The sequence below is a fragment of the Pseudomonas tensinigenes genome (assembly GCF_014268445.2).
Lineage (GTDB): Bacteria > Pseudomonadota > Gammaproteobacteria > Pseudomonadales > Pseudomonadaceae > Aquipseudomonas > Aquipseudomonas tensinigenes.
The window spans coordinates 3,658,561-3,671,601 of the sequence record NZ_CP077089.1 but is presented as its reverse complement, the minus strand read 5'-3'; the positions used below and the strand labels follow the sequence as shown (position 1 = coordinate 3,671,601).

Here is a 13,041-nt window from a genome sequence, read left to right as displayed (position 1 = left end):
CCTCATCAACGAACGGGATTGGATGTATTCAGCCAGTCGAGCAGGGCCTTGTGGAACTGCGCCGGTTCTTCCATCTGTGGTGCGTGGCCCATGCCGGGGAATTCCACCAGCGTCGACTGCGGGATCAGCTTGGCCACTTGTTTGCCGAGCACCTCATAGTGGCCGATTTTCGCTTTCACCTCAGGCGGTGCGAGGTCCTTGCCGATGGCGGTGGTGTCGGAGGTGCCGATCAGCAGCAGGGTCGGCATCTTCAGGTCCTTGAACTCGTAGTACACCGGCTGGGTGAAAATCATGTCGTAGATCAGCGCCGAGTTCCACGCGACCTGGGTCTTGCCCGGGCCTTTGCTCAGGCCGGCGAGCATGTCGACCCAGCGATCGAATTCCGGTTTCCAGCGGCCGTCGTAGTAGGTGGTGCGTTCGTAATCACGAATGCCTTGGGCGCTGACTTTCAGTTCGCGCTGATACCACTGATCCACCGTGCGATAGGGCACGCCAAGGGCTTTCCAGTCTTCCATACCGATCGGGTTGACCAATGCCAATTGCTCGACTTGCTCGGGGAACAGCAAGGCGTAACGGGTGGCGAGCATGCCGCCGGTGGAGTGGCCGAGCAGCGTGGCTTTCTGAATGCCCAGCGCTTTGAGCAATTGCTGAGTGTTGGTCGCCAGTTGCTGGAAGCTGTACTGATAGTTGTCAGGTTTGCTGGAGGTGCAGAAGCCGATCTGATCCGGCGCGATCACCCGGTAACCGGACTCGCTCAATGCCTTGATCGAACTGTCCCAGGTCGCTGCGCAAAAATTCTTGCCGTGCATCAGCACCACGGTGCGGCCATTGGCCTTGCCGTGGGCGGCGACGTCCATGTAACCCATCTGGAGGGATTTGCCCTGAGACTGAAACGCAAAGTGTTTAAGCGTGTAAGGGTATTCGAAGCCTTGCAACTCCGGGCCATAGGCCGGGCCTTCCGGCGCGGCTGCGGTTGACGTGGCCTCCTGCGCCGACAGGGGCAGGGCGGCGCAGAGGAGCAAGGAGGGAAGCCAACGGGAAAACGTGACAGGCATAAGGTCAAACTCCGTTTGAAATTGGCCGATGCTGGAACGGCTGGATTATGCCGACGTTAAACACAGGCAATGCCCGCGCCCGAACGTTCAACCCAGCCAGCCCAGGGTCAGCATGGCCAGCACGCCATAACGGGCACCTTTGGCCAGAGTGACAATTACCAGAAAGCGCCCGAGCGGTTCGCGCATGACGCCGGCAATCAGCGTCAGCGGGTCGCCAATGATCGGCAACCAGCTCAGCAGCAACGACCAATGTCCGTAGCGCTCATAGTGTTTGCGCGCCCTGGCCATGTGCGCGGGGCTGACCGGAAACCAGCGTCGATCCTGAAAGCGCTCGAGGCCACGGCCCAGCCACCAGTTGACCAGCGAGCCGAGCACATTGCCCAGCGTTGCCACCGCGAGCAGACCCCACAGCCAGTAGCGCTCGCTGACGATCAAACCGACCAGCACTGCCTCGGACTGCAGCGGCAGCAGGGTCGCTGCACCGAACGCGGCAAAGAACAGCCCGAAGTAAGCGGCGCCGATCAATGGGCCGGGTAATCCGCCACGACGACGTCAGCGCCATCCTTCTTCAGGCCGATGACCTGATAGGCATCGCTCATGCCGTCCATTTCCATGCCCGGCGAGCCCATCGGCATGCCCGGTGCGGCGACGCCGAGCAGATCGTCACGCTTGCTCAGGGCCAAGACCTGCTCCGCCGGCACGTGGCCTTCGACGAATTTGCCGTTGATGATTGCGGTGTGGCACGAGGCCAGGCGCGGGGGAACGCCATGTTGTTGCTTGAAGCTGCTCATGTCGCTTTCGACGTGATCTTCGACTTTGAAGCCGTTGGCTTCGAGGTGGCTGATCCATTTTTTGCAGCAGCCGCAATTGGCGTCACGATGGACTTCGATCGGGATCAGATCGGCGGCCTGGGCCAGGGAGGAGATGAACAGGGCGCTCAAGGCGACCAGACGCAGATGGGTTCGCATAACGGATTCTCGGCTCGGCTGACGATCAGAAAAGAACGCATTTTGACCGGTTTTTCCCGTCTGGCATCAACGCAATGTTTCCAGTTGTTGCAAAACGCAGCACCAACCTGTGGGAGCGAGCCTGCTCGCGAATGCGGTAGCTCAAACACTGAAGCGGGGACTGAAAGATTGCTTTCGCGAGCAGGCTCGCTCCCACAAGGGTTATCTATTGGGCAGAAAACCCTTGTGGGAAGCAGAGATCAACGGACTTTAAAACGCCCCATGATCGCGCTCACCCGGCTATTGGCCTCAAGCAGTTGGTGGGTGTTGAGCTCGCTGGCCTTGCCGCTCTGCACCAGCTCATCGACCATGTGGCGGATCTGCACCATGCTGCGGTTGATCTCTTCGGTCACGGCGCTTTGTTGCTCGGCGGCCGTGGCGATCTGCGTGCTGAGGCTGTTGATGTGGCTGACCGAACCGGCCATTTCATCCAGGCCCGAGTTGACCCGGGCAGTGGCGTCGGCAGCCGACTGACAGCTGGCCTGGGTGTTTTCCATGGCGCTGACCGACGAGCTCACGCCCTGCGTCAGGCGGGTCAACATTTCGTTGATTTCGGACGTACTGGCCTGTGTCCGGGCGGCGAGGGCGCGGACTTCGTCGGCCACCACGGCAAACCCTCGACCCTGTTCACCGGCACGAGCCGCTTCGATGGCCGCGTTGAGGGCCAGCAGGTTGGTCTGGCCGGCAATCGCGCCGATCACCCCGAGGATCTCGGTGATGCGCTGCGCATCCTGTTGCATGTTTTCAACTTTATGTGTGGCGCTGGCCACTTCGTCGATCAGCGCCACCACACTGTTGGTCGCCTCGCCCACGACCACACGTGAACGGTCGGCGTTTTCGTTGGCGCGCTGTGTAAACGCAGCGGTCTCGGCGGCGTTTTGCGCGACGCTCTCGGCAGTTGAACTCATCTCGGTAATGGCGGTAACGGTCTGATCGGTTTCCGAGGCGTGACGCAGCAGGATCTGGCTGGTGTGGGCCGAGGTGCGTTGCAGGTTGTCGAGGCTCGACGCCATTGCCCCCGTGGCCTGGGTGACTTCGCCGATCATGTTTTGCAGGTAGGCGATGAAGGTATTGACCGAGTGTCCGATCGCGCCGAGTTCGTCCTCGGCGCGGATGGTGATGCGTCGGGTCAGATCGGCATCGCCGCTGGACAGCAAATCAATGTTGGCTTTCAACGCTTTCATGCGCTGCACCAACTGACGGATCGCATACAGCTGCAGCAGCACCAACAAAATCACCATCGGAATCTGCAACAGGCTCAGAGTGCTGAGGACGTCGTCACGTTGGGCAGTGAGCATTTTGGTCGGCAGGGCGGTCGCCAGGAACCACGGCGTACCCTCGATCGGGCGCATGAAAAAAGTACTGTCCTGGCCTTCGTTGTCGAATTCGACACGTTGCGCCTGCTCGCGGTTTTGCAGGCCGGCCTTGACCTGGCTGGCGAAGGTCGAACTGGCGGCCAGTTCACTGATGTTTTTCAGCACGATGGGGCCGCTGATACGCGAGCTGTTGCTGATGATCTTGCCGTCAGCCTCGACGATGAGCATTTCGGCGTTGAGGTCTTTTTCCTTGCGAGCCACCAGGTCGTTGAAGAAGCCTAGCGTCACGTCAATGGTCGATACGCCCCAGGCGTTGCCGTTTTTCTGGATCGCCATGGCGCAGTTGGTGCGCGGTTCGGCGCTGGCGTCGTCCTTGTAAGCCGCTGCCCATGCGCACTGACCGCGTGGCGTGGCCATGCCACCCTTGTACCAGCTCTGGTCGTAATAGTTGGGCGCCGCGTCGCTGTTCCAGAATGTGTTCACCGCCAGTTTGCCCGACGCGTCGCGGTGCCAGAACGTACTGAATTTGTTACGCCCGGCTTCACGCTGCCCCGGCAGCGGCCAGATCCCGCCGCCGAATACTTTCAGCTCGCCGTACTGATCCACCAGCCCCGGCAACACCGAGTCGATGGCTGCGCTGTCGAGTAACGGGATGGTCTGGGTGATGCTGCGCTGTTGCGCCTGCACTTTGTTCAACTCGCCCTGAATCTGCTCGGCCACTTCGGCGATGCGGTTGAGCACTACCTGTTCTTCGGTGTGACGCAGTTTGGGGGCGACCAGTTGGCTGATGCCGACCACGGTCAGTACCGACAGCAACAGGATGAACAGAACCAGAAACAGCGTGTAACGAGCCTGAATAGTGCGGAGTGCGGGCATGGAAACCGGTCCTTGAGCTGCGATTCTTATTAGGGGCGGGGTAAAACAGTGCGGGTGTCCCTAACGTATCGTCGCTACATCGGGAAGCTTGAGGTACAGGCGTACTAAAAAGGCGCGCGCTGACGACTGGTCAGTATCGGCGTTGATACATGAAGCTGACTCACGCGTCTGTCAGGGCGCAAAATCTTTTCGAAACCGTGTAACGGGCGCCTCGCGAGCCAGCATCCATGGGCATTGCTGGTTTGTATCGAGAATGTACGAGAATTGTAAAAAAATGCATGAAAAGGTTTGGTGCCATTACGTGGCCGGTAGATACTCCCCGGCATCCGAATGGTTCAACGAAGGACATTTCATGTTTATTTCACAGGGAGTTTTCTCATGACAATCGGCATTGTTGGCGGTTGGGAGAGCAAGGCTGGCGTGATGGTGCGCAATACCGGCGCGAAGAAACAGGTGTCTCAAAGTGTCAAGGTGCAGCAGATGCTCACCATGGTCGGCAACGATCCAAATGCCTTGAATGTCGCCGAAATGGACAAGCAAGGCCTGCGCAAGAATATCAAGGGCTTCGATCCGACTAACGTCTCGGTCAAGCAAATGGGCAACCTCAGCGCCATGCTGCGCAGCCGAGGGCTGATTTCGGAGATCACCTCTTTCACGCTGATGAATGCCGGCGACAAGTTCGACCGTTTCGGTGTGACCAAAGACATTGATGCCAAATTCAACGCACTGGAGTATTTCGCGACTCAGCTCGATGCGATCCAGAATAATGGTCTCAATGGCAACGCGTACGGCAAGAACCTGATCCCTGAATTCAAAAAAGCGATCTACGTTCTGCAAAACCTCAAGACTTATGGTGAAGGCAACGCGCCGCTTCCCCCTAAAGACGGCATCAAAGCCAAGGCTTGAGGCTACAGAAAATGACCCGCTCATATTGCGCGGGTCATTTCGCAAGACCCACGATGCGTTCAAGTCACCGCGGCGTTTCGCTCAGGTGCAGGGCGAGTTGCTGCTGAGCCTGATCATGTAACTGCTGCATGTGCGGGCATTGCAGTGTCAACCCGCGCAGCCGGTAACCTCGGTGAAACAGTGCCAGCCATCCCTCTTCCTTGCCTTCGGCGGGTGCCAGCCCGGTAAAGACAAATCCGACAGCTGCGAGCCTGCTCAGGTCCCAGGCAAATTGCTGTGACAGTCTGAGCCGGATCGAAATCAGCCAGTGCCGGGGCAATTCGCGTATCTGTTCAAGCAGGGCGGGCCGCAGATGCTTGAGGTACATGTCATAACGATTAGCGTGTTGTTCCAGACGAATCGCTGCACCATGCCAGCGACTGGTTCGTTCCTGCGTACCGAAAGCCCGACATAAATGCTGCATGAAGTCCCGGCAACTGTCTGGCCAGGTCTGTCGGGGCAGCGGGCGGCGATAGCCGTCAATCATGCGGCAACCCACAACGATCGACTCTGGCGCCGGGCTGCCGAAGGGCGATGGGACGTAATCGGGCAGCAATCCGGTGTTTTGAAAACCGAGGTTGATGGCCATCCGCTGCGTATACGGATGATGAGTCACTTGCTTGATCGATACGTTGTGACAGCCCAGCGCCTGTGCGTGAGTCAGCAGTTGCTGGCCCAGGCGGGTGGCAATGTTTTGGCCCCGGGTATCAGGGTGAACCACGCTCAGGGCCAGTTCCGCGATGGGTGAGTGGGTGTCGCGAAACAGTGTGGCGTGCCCGCAGATCTGTTCGCCGGTCACCGCGACCAGCGAGTGCCAGCGTTTGTCGGCGTGGTTCTGGCTGATCATGTGCGGCAGGTAGACATGGGGTTGCACGTAATGGTCGCCATACACCTGACGGAACAGCACACTGACGGCCTCGGCATCGCTGTCGCGATAGTTACGCAGAATCAACGGTTCCATCCGGCACCTCCTTGTTCCTCGTTCCATAGCAGCGCAGATCGAGCACGCGCAGGCATTTGCCCGAGCGGGGGTGGCGCGGCAGATCCTCAAGCGAGCAGCACTCGATGTGCAGGACCAACAGATGATCGGTCTGCAGTTGCGCGATCAACGGGTAATGCGCGATCAACTCGGTTCTCAGCTGCCGATCGACCTCGGTCGTGGCAGGAGATTGCGCGGTCGCCACCCATCTCAGCTTCAGCACATCCCTGTGCCCGGACTGTTCAATGACCAATTGCCAATCATCGCTGGCGGCGATGCTTCGGGTCATCTGGCCGATGTCTTCTGGTATCAGTGACACAATCCCCACGCGAACGCGTTGACTGCTGGCGCTACGGCCCTTCAGGGCGAATTTGCGTTGCGCTGCGCCGGGGGGCTCTCGCCAACAGGCCCGGTCGCCAACCGGGTAGCGAATCAGCGGCATCAAGCGCCGGTCAAGATTGGTCAACACCAACAAACCGGTGCGATCGCAGGTCTCGATGACTTCGCCGGAGTGTTCATCGATGATCTCCAGCAGGGCGTGGTGCTCATGCATGCGATGCTCGTCTTCTTCACAGTCGCGCTGGCTGCTGCCGATGAAGCCCGCATCGACGCTGGCGTAACCGATCGACGCAATGCGCGCATCGGGGAACGCTCGTTCGAGCAGTTCGCGCTGCGACGCGAACAGGCTTTCACCGCCATACAGAAGGGTGTCGATGCCGGGCATTGTTTGCTCCCGGCGTTTGAGCCATTCGGCGAACGTCAGCAGGTGGGCGGGCAAACCTGCCAGCACATTGATCCGGTGCTGCTCGATCGATTGCGCCAGAACACATGAGTCGACGTCGCCGGTGAACGGAAACTCGGTGATATTCACGGCGACATGCGCCAATGAATCGTGGATGAACAGGAAGCTGGCATACAAGTCGCCGGCGAAGAACAGATTGGCTACCCGATCACCCGGTTTGAACTGCGAGCTGAGGCTTGTGCCGAACTCGGTTACCAAACGACGCCACTCGCGCTGGGTATACACGGAGAGTTTTCCGGCGCTGGTCGAACCGCCGGTTTTGAACACCAGTGCGCGCTCGTGGGTCGCGGTCAGTACCGGCCAATGATCCAGTGACTGACTGTTTTGCCAATAAGCAAGAGGCTCAATCAGCGGCAGTTGCGTCAGTGAAGTTACTTGATGGGGTACATCTGCCAGATGTTTCGCATAGAACGGCGAATGCTGACGAGCGAAAGTGATCAACTCGTTCAGCGGTTCAGAAGTTTTCAATAGGTCAGCCTTTTTATAGTTGTCAGATCGAACGCAGAAAGTGTCAGCGCCGTGAATCAATCAATATCGGCGTCTTGCCGCTGTGTGTGTTTCGAATGAAGTTTTCGATTGCGCAGACTTCAAACTCCACGATCAACAGACCGGTCTCGACAAGGGTCGCCAAGGTCAAGTAACCGGAAAGCCGTTCCTGCGCGTCGGCCGCTTGCAGTTCGCTACACACGCGCATACGTTCGAGGCCATCGGCGGCATGATCCAGCCGCAGTTGAAATGGCACCTGCAGGTGCACCGCCAATTCGCTCAATGAAATGAAGTCGGTGCCGATGCGGATCAGCTTGCCGTGGCGCTGCAGCAGCTCGAAGCGCGGCGATGTCAGCCCGCAGGGGCAGGGGCCTGACAACCAGCGACCGGTGTCGCCTATGTCATAGCGCATAACGGTCTGAGCCTGGCGTGCGGTCGATGTGAAGAGCAAGCGGCCGACCTGATCGCCGGCCACAGGTTGATCGCTGTCCAGGGCCACGATTTCCAGATGCTGGGTGTCATTCATCAAATGAAAAACGCCATCGCCCGTGGCCTGGCAGGCGTGGCCGAGCGGCCCGGCGTCGACACTGCCGTAAATCGCCGAGCGGATGCTGGAAACCCCACAACTGCGCAGCAAGTCGCGGCTGTGTTCACTGAGATGCTCGCCACCGAGAAAGACCTTTTCGACCCCGCCGTAAGCTTGCAACCGTGGCTGTTCGTCAAGGAACAGCCGATGCAGCGTGCTGGGCATACCGATCAACACCGTCACCCGCTGACTGATGATCAGCTCGGCGATTTCCCGGTAGTCGTCATCGGACGGTGCGGCCATTGGCAGGTGCGTGATGTCGAGCAACTCGAGCACTTTGGCAAAGCTGAGAAACCCGCCGTACAGCCCCCCACAAAAGAACAGGTTCATCACTCGGTCACGCGTCGGATCCAGGCCGGCGGCGAACAAACCGTCAGCCGTGGCACGCATCTGCCGGTGAAAGTCCTGGTAGCTATAGACCGACAGCGCCGGCGTGCCACTGCTGCCTCCAGAGCGAAAATACAATTGCGCCGAAGCGTTCAGCGGCTGGGCAGTGAAGGCGGCCTTGTCCATGATGGGCTGGCCGTGCAACGTCATCGGCTGCGATGGCTGATCGAGGGTGGCGTGGCTGGCAAGCACACCGCAGGGCAAGCTGGCCGAGACGCGTCGGCTTAGCCGCTGCAACGCATAGACGCCGTCATGGGGTTCGCCGTCATAGCCCTCGTGGATGCCAGCGACCTGCGTGATTCGCGTGACACCCGCAGCGATCAATGTACGTGCCAGTTCGCTGATTTGGCTGTCGCCGCACACCAGCGCACAGCTTTGCAGGACATTGCGCCATGGCAGCAACGTGGCAGTGATCAGTGACCGGGGTACCGGATGCAGCAGTACGCTGCGAAACAGCGGTGAGGGCGTGAGTTGACGTTCATGCGTCCAGATCACCTGCCAGCCGGTGCGTGCCAGATTTCCCCGGTTTGCTCGGCGAAGCTGTGCCCCAACCGTGCCATTTGCATGTGCGTGGTGATTTGCGCGGCCTCCTGCAGCGTCGGCAACAGTGCCGGCCAATGCCCGGCGCGGCGTTCGAAGGCGGCAGACAAACGTTCCCCGATCTTGCGCAGTACCTGCGGATCGTCGCTGTCCACCAGCAACCACTGCGGGCTGGAACAGGCCTGCTGATCCAGCCGACAGACTTCGTCAGCCACGGCGTCCAGATTCTCCGGGGTGGCTGCATCGGGCGTCAGATAGACGAAGCTGATGCGGTGCCCCCAGTCGATCCAGCGACACCCGGCCGGAATCTGTTGGCGAATCGCTTGCAGGGCCGCTTCACCCCCCCAGGCCGCGACGCCATTGGCGTGTTTGCACAGTGATGCGATTTGCGCCGTACTCACTGGCAGTACGGCGATATAACCAGCCAGTTGGCCGCTCGGATCGCAGTGCAGCAAGGCGCCGAGCAGGCGGGCGGTCAGCCCTTCATCGCTGCTGCTGGGGCGCAACCAGTTGACGTTGCCGGCCAGCAGGCTTTCCAGCACCGCGCAGAACGCCAGCAACGGCGCGTTGCCCGGCGTAATGTGGACCACCAGGCCAAGCGGGCTCCAGCGTTCGAAACGTGCTTGCCGATAATCGATACGGCGCAATGAGTCGGGCTGCGCGCCGAGTTCGCGCAGCAGTTTGCTGTGTAACGCCTGCGGCTCGCAGAAGTCGATCAATGCCTGGCGTTGCTCGGCATCGAGTGGCAGTGCGGAGTCGGCGCTGCGCAGTCGTTCTGCGAAGTGAGTGGCAGCGTGGATGACCGTGCTGCTTTGCAGCGGGGTAGCGAGGTGTTGCGCCAGATCGGCGTGAAGGCAGGCAAGCGCTTCGTCGAAGCTGAAAGCGTCGTGCAGTTGGCCGTTGATCAAGTACATATCAATGGCTCCCCAGCAATTGCGCAGCCGCCATGGCACAGCTTCTGCCGGCCGTGGTGCCTGCCCGGCCATGGAGTTCGAACCAGTCGCTGGCAAGTCCACAATCGCAACTCGTGCCAGGGTGCAGCGTTGCCAGATCGCTCATCACCACCGAGTGTGCAGGGCTGGAAGAAATGTAGGGCGAGACGAATCCGAGCAAGCCTTGCTGGCCATAAGGCTGAACGCAGAAGTCCGTCGGATTGCGTACGAACACCTTTGAGTAGACCGGGACATGGAAACGATGCCGGGCACATTCGATGTAAGGCACGGCGTGCTCCACGGCACCATAGCCATCGCGGCATCGGGATATTTCAATGCCCAGCTGACGATGGATGGCGCTGTACAACTGCTGCCTGGGGATTTCATCGGCGGCCCGGGTTTTCCAGCCGCCGCCGAAAAACACCAGCGACTCTGCAGGCAGCTCAAGGTCTGGCATGCAGAGGGCCTGCATGCGTTGCAGGGCCTGCCAGAGAAACGCCGGGAAGCCGAGGATTCGCACCGGCAGACCTTCTTCGGCAAACGCCTGTAAGGCACTGATGACGCCGAAAACGTCAAACTGATGACCCTCGCCAGTGCTGCGCAGGGCGTAGACCACACGGTTGACCGGGGCGAAACGGCACAGGAACTGATCGGTGAACGAGGTGCCCAGGCTGATCCGGCCTTGTGGCTCGTAGCTCAGCAGCAAGTAGTTGCAGGGCGTATCCGCGGTGTCCCAGCCGTAATGCCGAAATATCTGCGCAACCATCCATTGCGCACCCGCCAGACTGCGTTCGTCGTAACGCATACGGCTTTTCTGTCCGCTGGTGCCGGAGGATGTCAGTTCCAGTGCGTCCTCGCCGACGCTGCTGAGCAACAGTCGCTGCTTGAAAAAGTTGGCGAAGACAGGGGGCAATCGTGACCAGTCATCGAGACTGTCGAGATCATTGAGGTGCAGTCCGTTGGCATTGATCCAGGCTTCATAGCCGGGTGTTTGCTGGCAGTGAAAGCGGCTGATCTCGGCCATGGCCCGGTCGAACAACCCCGGCGGTACGGAGTCTTGACAGTAAGGGCGCGGCAATGCGCAGAGCGCGTCGCTTGAGGGTAAGTGAATCATCAATATTCCTTTATTGAGCTTTGGTAGAAGCGGCTTTGGCGTCGTGCAAGAACCCGTGCAGCAAGGGCAGGCATGTCAGGCCACCGAGGGCGGACAAGAGCGCAAAGAAGTCAAGGCGTGTGCCGCCGCCGATCGCGGCAATGAGTGAGGCGCCGAGGCCCATGACGGCGATGGAGATCATGCCGATCATGGCCGAGACCAACCCTTTGCTGTCCTCGGTACAGAACAGCGCCAGTCGATACAGAGTGGCGTTGCAGATGCCCAGTCCGACGCCGTAGAGCGCCAGGCTGGCCACCACCGGTACGGGGCCGGCAGCCAATAATGCGCAACCGAGCAACGCCACGAGCCCCATGCACAGCGGCCAGAGGCCGATCCTGATCAACTCGGGCAAGGCGTGCGTGACCAGTAAGCGGTTAAGAATCAGGTTGCCGACGATGACGGCGGAGAAAATCGGCATCTGCCACAGCCCGTATTCCAGTGGCGTCTGGCCCAGCAGCTGGATCAGCAGTATCGGCGACAGGCCGATCCAGGCGATCAGGGGGAGGCTCATCAGCCCTAACGCAAGGCTCGCACCGAAGAACCGGCGATTGCCGAGCAAGGCAAGGTAGCGCTGTCGCGTGCGTTTCAGGGAAAAAGGTATCGGCGCCTGATGTTGCCCATCACGACGTATGACGCCCACGGTTTCCGGCATCCAGGCGTAGAGCCCCAGCCAGACCATCGCTGCGACAAGGCCTAACGCCAAAAACAACTCGCGCCAGTTCAGCCATTGCAGAAGCAGGCTGCCCAGCAACGGCCCCAGCAACGGTGACAGCAGCGCGACATTGCCGAGCAAGGCCATGAGACGTACGGCATCAGCCTCGCAGAACACCTCCTGCAGTGCCGGATAACTGACCGAAATGACGAAGCCCAGTCCCATACCCTGTAGCAGGCGCAACAGATTGAAAGCTTCAATGCTGTGAGCGGCAAAAGCGGCCGAACAGGCCACACCGAATATTGCACATCCGATCAATAACAGGCGTCGTCGCCCCCAACGATCAGAGAGCGGCCCCATCAACCATTGCAGGCAGATACCCCCCAGCAAGTAGAGATTGAAGGCGTTGGGAACATGTCGAATGTCGGCCTGAAGTTCTGTCGTGACATCCAGCATGGCCGGCATGACCAGGTCACTGGCCATATACGTCAGCAGTTCAAACGCAGTCAGTGCCAGACAAAATCCGATAACCTGGCGTCGCCCGATTGTTATAAGTGTTCTCTGCATACACATCCTTGTCTGTGTGTGTTGAAAAAGGCATGCAGAGACTAGAGCTAGCCAAGTGGCTGACCTAGTTGTTTGCTAAGACATTAAATTTCAAATGCTTGCAGCGTATTAGTTGGATCCAAAAACAGCGGAAGATAAATACGCTCGAAGGTCGGTGGAATGAAAAATGCCCGCACAGGGGCGGGCATTGTTTATTTGAGTGAACTAACGAGGTGAATGCAGGGTGAATCTTGGACGAGCGGGCAGGGCGAAGTATTCACACTAACGATGCTGGTAGTAGCCAGGGCCTCCCCGGTCGTAACGGTGGTGGTCGTCATGCCAACCGCCGTGGGGGAAGATGATGCATCCACTCAGGGTCAGCAGGGCTAGAACGGGAATCAGCCAGGTGATTCGACGCAACATTTGAAAAATCCTCATGGTGATGCCGTCATGAAGCCAAAACTCTTCATCGGCTGTAACATGAGACCCCGTTTGTCACGGCGCATCCCCGTAAAACGGTAAGCGCATGGCATGCAAGCGGATACAAACCGGATACATTCCAAAGTTTCAGGAAACCGTAATGACCCAGAAGCAACGCTTGATTTATTCGATTGTGATCGCCGTGTCCGTACTGGCGATCATGCTCGGTCTGTCCTGGCTGCAAAACGCCGGGAAGATCGATGAAAAGACCTTTCAGTACATCGCCATCGGTGTGGCGGTGGTCGTGGTGGTGATCAACGGCGTGATGCGCCGCAAGGTCAAGCCCTGACGGCGTTCGT

Annotated in this window: 11 protein-coding genes and 1 pseudogene; 2 read left to right on the top strand and 10 right to left on the bottom strand. The window is 59.3% G+C overall.

Features of this window, described 5'->3' with window-relative positions; all coding sequences use genetic code 11:
* Positions 1–5: 5 nt before the first annotated feature.
* From HU718_RS16100 to HU718_RS16085, 4 genes are all read right to left on the bottom strand, one after another.
* Positions 6–1,055 carry an alpha/beta fold hydrolase gene (locus HU718_RS16100; RefSeq protein WP_186615481.1) on the bottom strand — a complete coding sequence of 350 codons (1,050 nt, stop codon included), beginning with the start codon at positions 1,053–1,055 and terminating at the stop codon, positions 6–8.
* An 87-nt stretch (positions 1,056–1,142) separates the two neighbouring features.
* On the bottom strand, positions 1,143–1,577 hold the full coding sequence (locus tag HU718_RS16095) for a YqaA family protein (RefSeq protein WP_186615715.1): 435 nt from the start codon (positions 1,575–1,577) through the stop codon (positions 1,143–1,145).
* Positions 1,577–2,023: a DUF411 domain-containing protein gene (locus HU718_RS16090; protein ID WP_077572718.1), complete on the bottom strand. Its 447-nt coding sequence runs from the start codon at positions 2,021–2,023 to the stop codon at positions 1,577–1,579. The genes HU718_RS16095 and HU718_RS16090 overlap by 1 nt, the downstream gene beginning before the upstream one ends.
* Before the next feature lie 239 nt (positions 2,024–2,262).
* A complete protein-coding gene (locus HU718_RS16085; RefSeq protein ID WP_150708815.1) occupies positions 2,263–4,254 on the bottom strand; it encodes a methyl-accepting chemotaxis protein in 1,992 nt (663 codons plus the stop codon).
* Positions 4,255–4,632: 378 nt separating this feature from the next.
* Between HU718_RS16085 and HU718_RS16080 the strand changes: the two genes are divergently transcribed.
* The gene (locus HU718_RS16080) at positions 4,633–5,160 is read left to right on the top strand and encodes a hypothetical protein (RefSeq protein ID WP_102900954.1); all 528 of its coding nucleotides are present in this window, start codon (positions 4,633–4,635) and stop codon (positions 5,158–5,160) included.
* A 64-nt stretch (positions 5,161–5,224) separates the two neighbouring features.
* Here HU718_RS16080 and HU718_RS16075 read toward each other — a convergent pair whose 3' ends face one another.
* The 6 genes and pseudogenes from HU718_RS16075 to HU718_RS16050 form a co-directional block, all read right to left on the bottom strand.
* Positions 5,225–6,160 carry a GNAT family N-acetyltransferase gene (locus HU718_RS16075; RefSeq protein WP_186615479.1) on the bottom strand — a complete coding sequence of 312 codons (936 nt, stop codon included), beginning with the start codon at positions 6,158–6,160 and terminating at the stop codon, positions 5,225–5,227.
* Complete coding sequence (locus tag HU718_RS16070) at positions 6,138–7,448, bottom strand: phenylacetate--CoA ligase family protein (protein WP_186615477.1); 1,311 nt, start codon at positions 7,446–7,448, stop codon at positions 6,138–6,140. The genes HU718_RS16075 and HU718_RS16070 overlap by 23 nt, the downstream gene beginning before the upstream one ends.
* Before the next feature lie 43 nt (positions 7,449–7,491).
* A pseudogene (locus HU718_RS16065) lies at positions 7,492–9,893 on the bottom strand (aldehyde dehydrogenase family protein).
* A gap of 1 nt (position 9,894) precedes the next feature.
* Positions 9,895–11,025 (bottom strand): LuxE/PaaK family acyltransferase, encoded by a 1,131-nt coding sequence (locus HU718_RS16060; protein ID WP_186615475.1) that lies wholly within the window; start codon positions 11,023–11,025, stop codon positions 9,895–9,897.
* 10 nt (positions 11,026–11,035) lie between these two features.
* The gene (locus tag HU718_RS16055) at positions 11,036–12,283 is read right to left on the bottom strand and encodes an MFS transporter (RefSeq protein ID WP_186615474.1); all 1,248 of its coding nucleotides are present in this window, start codon (positions 12,281–12,283) and stop codon (positions 11,036–11,038) included.
* Positions 12,284–12,544: 261 nt separating this feature from the next.
* The gene (locus tag HU718_RS16050; RefSeq protein WP_016985230.1) at positions 12,545–12,685 is read right to left on the bottom strand and encodes a hypothetical protein; all 141 of its coding nucleotides are present in this window, start codon (positions 12,683–12,685) and stop codon (positions 12,545–12,547) included.
* A 157-nt stretch (positions 12,686–12,842) separates the two neighbouring features.
* Here HU718_RS16050 and HU718_RS16045 point away from each other — a divergent pair, with 157 nt between their 5' ends.
* A complete protein-coding gene (locus tag HU718_RS16045) occupies positions 12,843–13,031 on the top strand; it encodes a hypothetical protein (RefSeq protein WP_016985231.1) in 189 nt (62 codons plus the stop codon).
* Positions 13,032–13,041 lie beyond the last annotated feature (10 nt).

What these genes read in the sequence shown, in the direction of transcription:
- HU718_RS16100 (WP_186615481.1), bottom strand. Translation starts at nt 1,055, where the DNA reads ATGCCTGTCACGTTTTCCCGTTGGCTTCCCTCCTTGCTCCTCTGCGCC.
- HU718_RS16085 (WP_150708815.1), bottom strand. Translation starts at nt 4,254, where the DNA reads ATGCCCGCACTCCGCACTATTCAGGCTCGTTACACGCTGTTTCTGGTT.
- HU718_RS16090 (WP_077572718.1), bottom strand. Translation starts at nt 2,023, where the DNA reads ATGCGAACCCATCTGCGTCTGGTCGCCTTGAGCGCCCTGTTCATCTCC.
- HU718_RS16045 (WP_016985231.1), top strand. Translation starts at nt 12,843, where the DNA reads ATGACCCAGAAGCAACGCTTGATTTATTCGATTGTGATCGCCGTGTCC.
- HU718_RS16075 (WP_186615479.1), bottom strand. Translation starts at nt 6,160, where the DNA reads ATGGAACCGTTGATTCTGCGTAACTATCGCGACAGCGATGCCGAGGCC.
- HU718_RS16055 (WP_186615474.1), bottom strand. Translation starts at nt 12,283, where the DNA reads ATGCAGAGAACACTTATAACAATCGGGCGACGCCAGGTTATCGGATTT.
- HU718_RS16060 (WP_186615475.1), bottom strand. Translation starts at nt 11,025, where the DNA reads ATGATTCACTTACCCTCAAGCGACGCGCTCTGCGCATTGCCGCGCCCT.
- HU718_RS16080 (WP_102900954.1), top strand. Translation starts at nt 4,633, where the DNA reads ATGACAATCGGCATTGTTGGCGGTTGGGAGAGCAAGGCTGGCGTGATG.
- HU718_RS16050 (WP_016985230.1), bottom strand. Translation starts at nt 12,685, where the DNA reads ATGTTGCGTCGAATCACCTGGCTGATTCCCGTTCTAGCCCTGCTGACC.